Annotated in this window: 3 tRNA genes and 3 rRNA genes; all 6 read right to left on the reverse strand. The window is 53.7% G+C overall.

Annotated elements, in window-relative coordinates:
• Positions 1 to 2 precede the first annotated feature (2 nt).
• Positions 3 to 79: transfer RNA gene (locus ACR0IR_RS18755), tRNA-Met, on the reverse strand.
• 86 nt (positions 80 to 165) lie between these two features.
• Positions 166 to 280 (reverse strand): 5S ribosomal RNA (gene rrf / locus ACR0IR_RS18760).
• Positions 281 to 467: 187 nt separating this feature from the next.
• Positions 468 to 3,294, reverse strand: a 23S ribosomal RNA gene (locus ACR0IR_RS18765).
• Between the two features lie 458 nt (positions 3,295 to 3,752).
• Positions 3,753 to 3,829 (reverse strand) — tRNA-Ile (locus tag ACR0IR_RS18770).
• A gap of 28 nt (positions 3,830 to 3,857) precedes the next feature.
• Positions 3,858 to 3,933, reverse strand: a tRNA-Ala gene (locus ACR0IR_RS18775).
• A gap of 148 nt (positions 3,934 to 4,081) precedes the next feature.
• Positions 4,082 to 5,543, reverse strand: a 16S ribosomal RNA gene (locus ACR0IR_RS18780).
• Together the 16S, 23S and 5S rRNA genes with 3 tRNA genes alongside form the textbook arrangement of a ribosomal RNA operon.
• Positions 5,544 to 5,956 lie beyond the last annotated feature (413 nt).

The following is a 5,956-nucleotide window of genomic DNA, read 5'->3' on the forward strand; positions in this document are numbered from 1 at the left end:
TTTGGTTGCGGGAGCAGGATTTGAACCTGCGACCTTCAGGTTATGAGCCTGACGAGCTACCGGGCTGCTCCATCCCGCGACACTTTGGGTTGGTCTGTTGCCTATTTGGCTGTTTGAGACCTGGTCGTGTTTTTTGATCGTTTTAGAGAGGGGGGATTTTTCTAGGTTTGGCGGTGACCTACTCTCCCGGGGCTTGAGCCCAAGTACCATTGGCGCTGCAGTGCTTAACTTCCGGGTTCGGGATGGGACCGGGTGTTTCACTTGCGCTATGACCACCAAACCGAGGAAAATCCCCGTCGCTCTTTTTGCTTTGCAAAAAGGCGACGCACGGGAGGCGGCGTATTCGCTTGCGAATGCGCGTTCCCGCACGGTTGTTGTGTCACCCCTTGCGGGGTTTCACATCAATCAACGTTGTCCAACTCAAGGTCAGTGTATGCTTCTGGTGATTTGTCTTTCTGTTACTGGATCAAATCAAGCCTATCGGGCGATTAGTACCGGTCAACTGAACGCATTGCTGCGCTTACATCTCCGGCCTATTGACGTGGTGGTCTTCCACGGCCCTCAGGGAGACCTTGTTTTGAGGGGGGCTTCCCGCTTAGATGCCTTCAGCGGTTATCCTGTCCGATCATAGCTACCCTGCACTGCTGCTGGCGCAACAACAGGTCCACCAGTGGATCGTTCACCCCGGTCCTCTCGTACTAGGGGCAACTCCTCTCAAGTCTCCTACACCCACGGCAGATAGGGACCGAACTGTCTCACGACGTTCTAAACCCAGCTCACGTACCTCTTTAAACGGCGAACAGCCGTACCCTTGGGACCTGCTCCAGCCCCAGGATGAGATGAGCCGACATCGAGGTGCCAAACACTGCCGTCGATATGGACTCTTGGGCAGTATCAGCCTGTTATCCCCGGCGTACCTTTTATCCGTTGAGCGATGGCCCTTCCACTCGGGACCACCGGATCACTATGGCCGTCTTTCGACTCTGCTCGACTTGTCAGTCTCGCAGTCAGGCTGGCTTCTGCCATTGCACTCAACGAGCGATTTCCGACCGCTCTGAGCCAACCTTCGCGCGCCTCCGTTACGCTTTAGGAGGCGACCGCCCCAGTCAAACTACCCGCCACGCAGGGTCCCGGATCCGGATAACGGACCGCGGTTAGACATCAAGAATGCAAAGGGTGGTATCTCAAGGGAGGCTCCACAGGAACTGGCGTCCCTGCTTCGAAGCCTACCACCTATCCTGCACATTGCAGTCCTGATGCCAGTGCGAAGCTGTAGTAAAGGTGCACGGGGTCTTTCCGTCTAACCGCGGGAAGCCTGCATCTTGACAGGCAATTCAATTTCGCTGAGTCGATGTTGGAGACAGCGGGGAAGTCGTTACGCCATTCGTGCAGGTCGGAACTTACCCGACAAGGAATTTCGCTACCTTAGGACCGTTATAGTTACGGCCGCCGTTTACCTGGGCTTCAATTCAAGGCTCTCACCTCTCCTTTTAACCTTCAGGCACCGGGCAGGCGTCAGACCCTATACGTCGTCTTGCGACTTCGCAGAGCCCTGTGTTTTTAATAAACAGTCGCCACCCCCTGGTTTGTGCCCCCAGCCCCTAGTTGCCTAGGAACCGGGCCTCCTTCTCGCGAACTTACGGAGGTATTTTGCCGAGTTCCTTCAACATCGTTCTCTCAAGCGCCTTGGTATGCTCTACCAGTCCACCTGTGTCGGTTTAGGGTACGGTCTGATGGAGGGCTATTTCCAGGAACCACTCAGCAGCCCAATCAATCCGATAAGATTGAACTACACCTGTGATCCGTCACATCCTCCTGGCCTAGGAATATTAACCTAGTTCCCATCGCCTACGCCTTTCGGCCTCGGCTTAGGGGCCGGCTTACCCTGCTCAGATTAGCTTTAAGCAGGAACCCTTGGACTTTCGGCGAGAGTGTCTCTCACACTCTTTGTCGCTACTCATGTCATCATTCTCACTAGTGATCTCTCCACCGGATCCCTCACAGGCCGGCTTCATCGAAAGATCCTCGCCTCCAATATCCCCGAAGGGATCAAGGAGGCATGGATCTATGTCACACTACGCTCTGCTACCATGCCTTACGGCATCCTAAGCTTCGGCTCATGGCTTGAGCCCCGTTACATCTTCGCCGCAGGACAACTTGTTTAGACCAGTGAGCTGTTACGCTATCTTTAAAGGATGGCTGCTTCTAAGCCAACCTCCTGGTTGTTTTGGTCGTCCCACCTGCTTTCCCACTTAGCCATGAATTGGGGGCCTTAGCTGTAGGTCAGGGTTGTTTCCCTCTCCACTACGGACGTTAGCATCCGCAGTGTGTCTGCCATCTAGTACTCCCGGGTATTCGGAGTTTGGTTAGGATCAGTAAGCCTGTGGGGCCCCATTACCCATCCAGTGCTCTACCCCCCGGGGTATTCGGATGACGCTCTACCTAAATAGATTTCGCAGAGAACCAGCTATCTCCGAGTTTGATTGGCCTTTCACCCCTAGGCACAGCTCATCCCGATCCTTTTCAACGGATGTGGGTTCGGTCCTCCAGTGCGTGTTACCGCACCTTCAACCTGGCCATGCCTAGATCACTCGGTTTCGGGTCTGATCCCACGAACTCATACGCCCTATTAAGACTCGCTTTCGCTACGCCTACACCTAACGGCTTAAGCTTGCTCGTGAGACCAAGTCGATGACCCATTATACAAAAGGTACGCCGTCAGCTCGCTAGGAGCCTCCGACTGATTGTAGGCGTTCGGTTTCAGGTACTGTTTCACTCCCCTCGTCGGGGTGCTTTTCACCTTTCCCTCACGGTACTGGTTCGCTATCGGTCAGCAAGGAGTACTTAGCCTTCGAAGGTGGTCCTCCGATCTTCAGACAGAATTTCACGTGTTCCGCCCTACTTAATACGTCCGTCAAAGCTTCGAATACGGGGCTGTCACCCGCTATGGCCATGCTTCCCAACATGTTCTTCTCACTTATCCGGCTCGGCTGGTCCCCGTTCGCTCGCCGCTACTAGGGGAGTATCAATTGATTTCCTTTCCTCCGGGTACTTAGATGTTTCAGTTCCCCGGGTTTGCCCTTAAAACCCTATGTATTCAGGTCTTAAGTACCTGTTTAAACCCCATATTGAGTATCAAAGATAACAATATGAAGCTTTCAGGTGGGTTGCCCCATTCAGAGATCCATGGATCAAAGCTTATTCTCAGCTCCCCATGGCTTATCGCAGAGTATCACGTCTTTCATCGCCTCTTGCTGCCAAGGCATTCACCAAACGCCCTTCTCGCGCTTGATTTGATCCAGAAAGAGAAAGACACACGATAGTTGTGCTACCGCCTATTCGGCTACTTGAGCACAAGTATGTCAATCGCGACCGCCCAGCTGGTAACTAAAGGCGATCTTTCTTCTGAACCAAAAGCATACTTTCCCGCCTTCCATCCTGGAACCCATGCTGCCGATGTCGGTCGGCCCCGCACGGAGAATGGAAGACATGCATAACCGTTAAGTTATGCGGGTTAGTGTACTTGACTTGGACAACTCTGTTCGTTTCAGCCGCGATAGCCGTGGACAGGCGAGGAAACACCCGTGTCACAACCCGCTCACCCGAAGATGAGAACGACTGAGATCAACGCCACACTCGGCGCCAATCAAACAGTGTTGATTGATTTCTCTCTTAACGATGTCAAAGGATACGTCCAATCGGACGGTTGAACACTCAAATCAAGTGCTCAACGATCTGATCGAAGCGAGGAATGGTGGGTCGAGGAGGACTTGAACCTCCGACCTCACGCTTATCAGGCGTGCGCTCTAACCACCTGAGCTACCGACCCATCTCTCAATAGGGCCGACTGCAAATCATGGTGGAGCCTAGGAGGATCGAACTCCTGACCTCCTGAATGCAAATCAGGCGCTCTCCCAGCTGAGCTAAGGCCCCTTGCCGGATCCAGCACCAATCGCAGGATCCATCTGTCTGAAGAGATATGAGGACGGCTCGGTCCTTGAGTTTGACCAACTTTGTTTGTTGATCTTCTGCTAAGTGTATCACGAGATCTGCGAACAGATCTAACTAGATACATCCTTAGAAAGGAGGTGATCCAGCCGCAGGTTCCCCTACGGCTACCTTGTTACGACTTCACCCCAGTCGCTGATCCTACCGTGGTCCGCTGCCTCCAAAAGGTTGGCGCACGGCCGTCGGGTAGAACCAACTCCCATGGTGTGACGGGCGGTGTGTACAAGGCCCGGGAACGTATTCACCGCGTCATGCTGTTACGCGATTACTAGCGATTCCGACTTCATGGGGTCGAGTTGCAGACCCCAATCCGAACTGAGACAGCTTTTTGGGATTAACCCATTGTCACTGCCATTGTAGCACGTGTGTAGCCCAACCCGTAAGGGCCATGAGGACTTGACGTCATCCACACCTTCCTCCCGCTTATCACGGGCAGTTTCCTTAGAGTGCCCAGCCGAACTGCTGGCAACTAAGGACGTGGGTTGCGCTCGTTGCCGGACTTAACCGAACATCTCACGACACGAGCTGACGACAGCCATGCAGCACCTGTCACTAGGTCACCGAAGTGAAAGACCCATCTCTGGGACGGTCCTAGGATGTCAAGGGTTGGTAAGGTTCTGCGCGTTGCTTCGAATTAAACCACATGCTCCACCGCTTGTGCGGGCCCCCGTCAATTCCTTTGAGTTTTAATCTTGCGACCGTACTCCCCAGGCGGAATGCTTAATCCGTTAGGTGTGTCACCGAATAGCATGCTACCCGACGACTGGCATTCATCGTTTACGGTGTGGACTACCAGGGTATCTAATCCTGTTTGCTCCCCACACTTTCGCACCTCAGCGTCAGTATCGAGCCAGTGAGCCGCCTTCGCCACTGGTGTTCCTCCGAATATCTACGAATTTCACCTCTACACTCGGAATTCCACTCACCTCTCTCGAACTCTAGACCGATAGTTTTGGAGGCCGTTCCGGGGTTGAGCCCCGGGATTTCACCCCCAACTTTCCGATCCGCCTACGTGCGCTTTACGCCCAGTAATTCCGAACAACGCTAACCCCCTCCGTATTACCGCGGCTGCTGGCACGGAGTTAGCCGGGGTTTCTTTACCTGCTACCGTCATTATCTTCACAGGCGAAAGAGCTTTACGACCCTAGGGCCTTCATCACTCACGCGGCATGGCTGGATCAGGGTTGCCCCCATTGTCCAAGATTCCCCACTGCTGCCTCCCGTAGGAGTCTGGGCCGTGTCTCAGTCCCAGTGTTGCTGATCATCCTCTAAAACCAGCTATAGATCGTAGGCTTGGTAGGCCATTACCCCACCAACTACCTAATCTAACGCGGGCTAATCCAAAGGCGATAAATCTTTCCCCCGAAGGGCACATACGGTATTACTCTCCGTTTCCAGAGGCTATTCCGTACCTTTGGGCATATTCCCACGCGTTACTAACCCGTCCGCCGCTCGCCCCGAAAGGCGCGCTCGACTTGCATGTGTTAGGCCTGCCGCCAGCGTTCGTTCTGAGCCAGGATCAAACTCTCAAGTTGAAAGGCTATTGCTAACCTATCCCTGACGTTCGAACCTCTGCACATCTCATCTGGTGGCTAAACCAGATGAAGTCATCTGTTTGATGTACACAGATCTCCTAAGAAATCAGTGAACCACTCAAACAGTGAAGCTGACACTCTATCATCGGACCGAAACCCTAAGAGCGCGATATACAGACATTCAATCCGTCGAAACGAACCAAACCGCCCACATATCTCTTCAGTATCCAGCAATGTCAAAGAACATAACACCAAGAGCCAAAAACCAGACCGTTGCGCCAATAAATCAGCGCGCCCGCCTAAACCCTAACTCAAGATGCCCCCGGTCTCTCCCAGGCGTCTCAACCGTCTTTCCAGTCCGTCAGGCCGTCACTCCGACCAACCAACACCGCCTCAGCAGCGCCGGTGAAGGG

The organism is Ruegeria sp. CF2 (assembly GCF_056537385.1).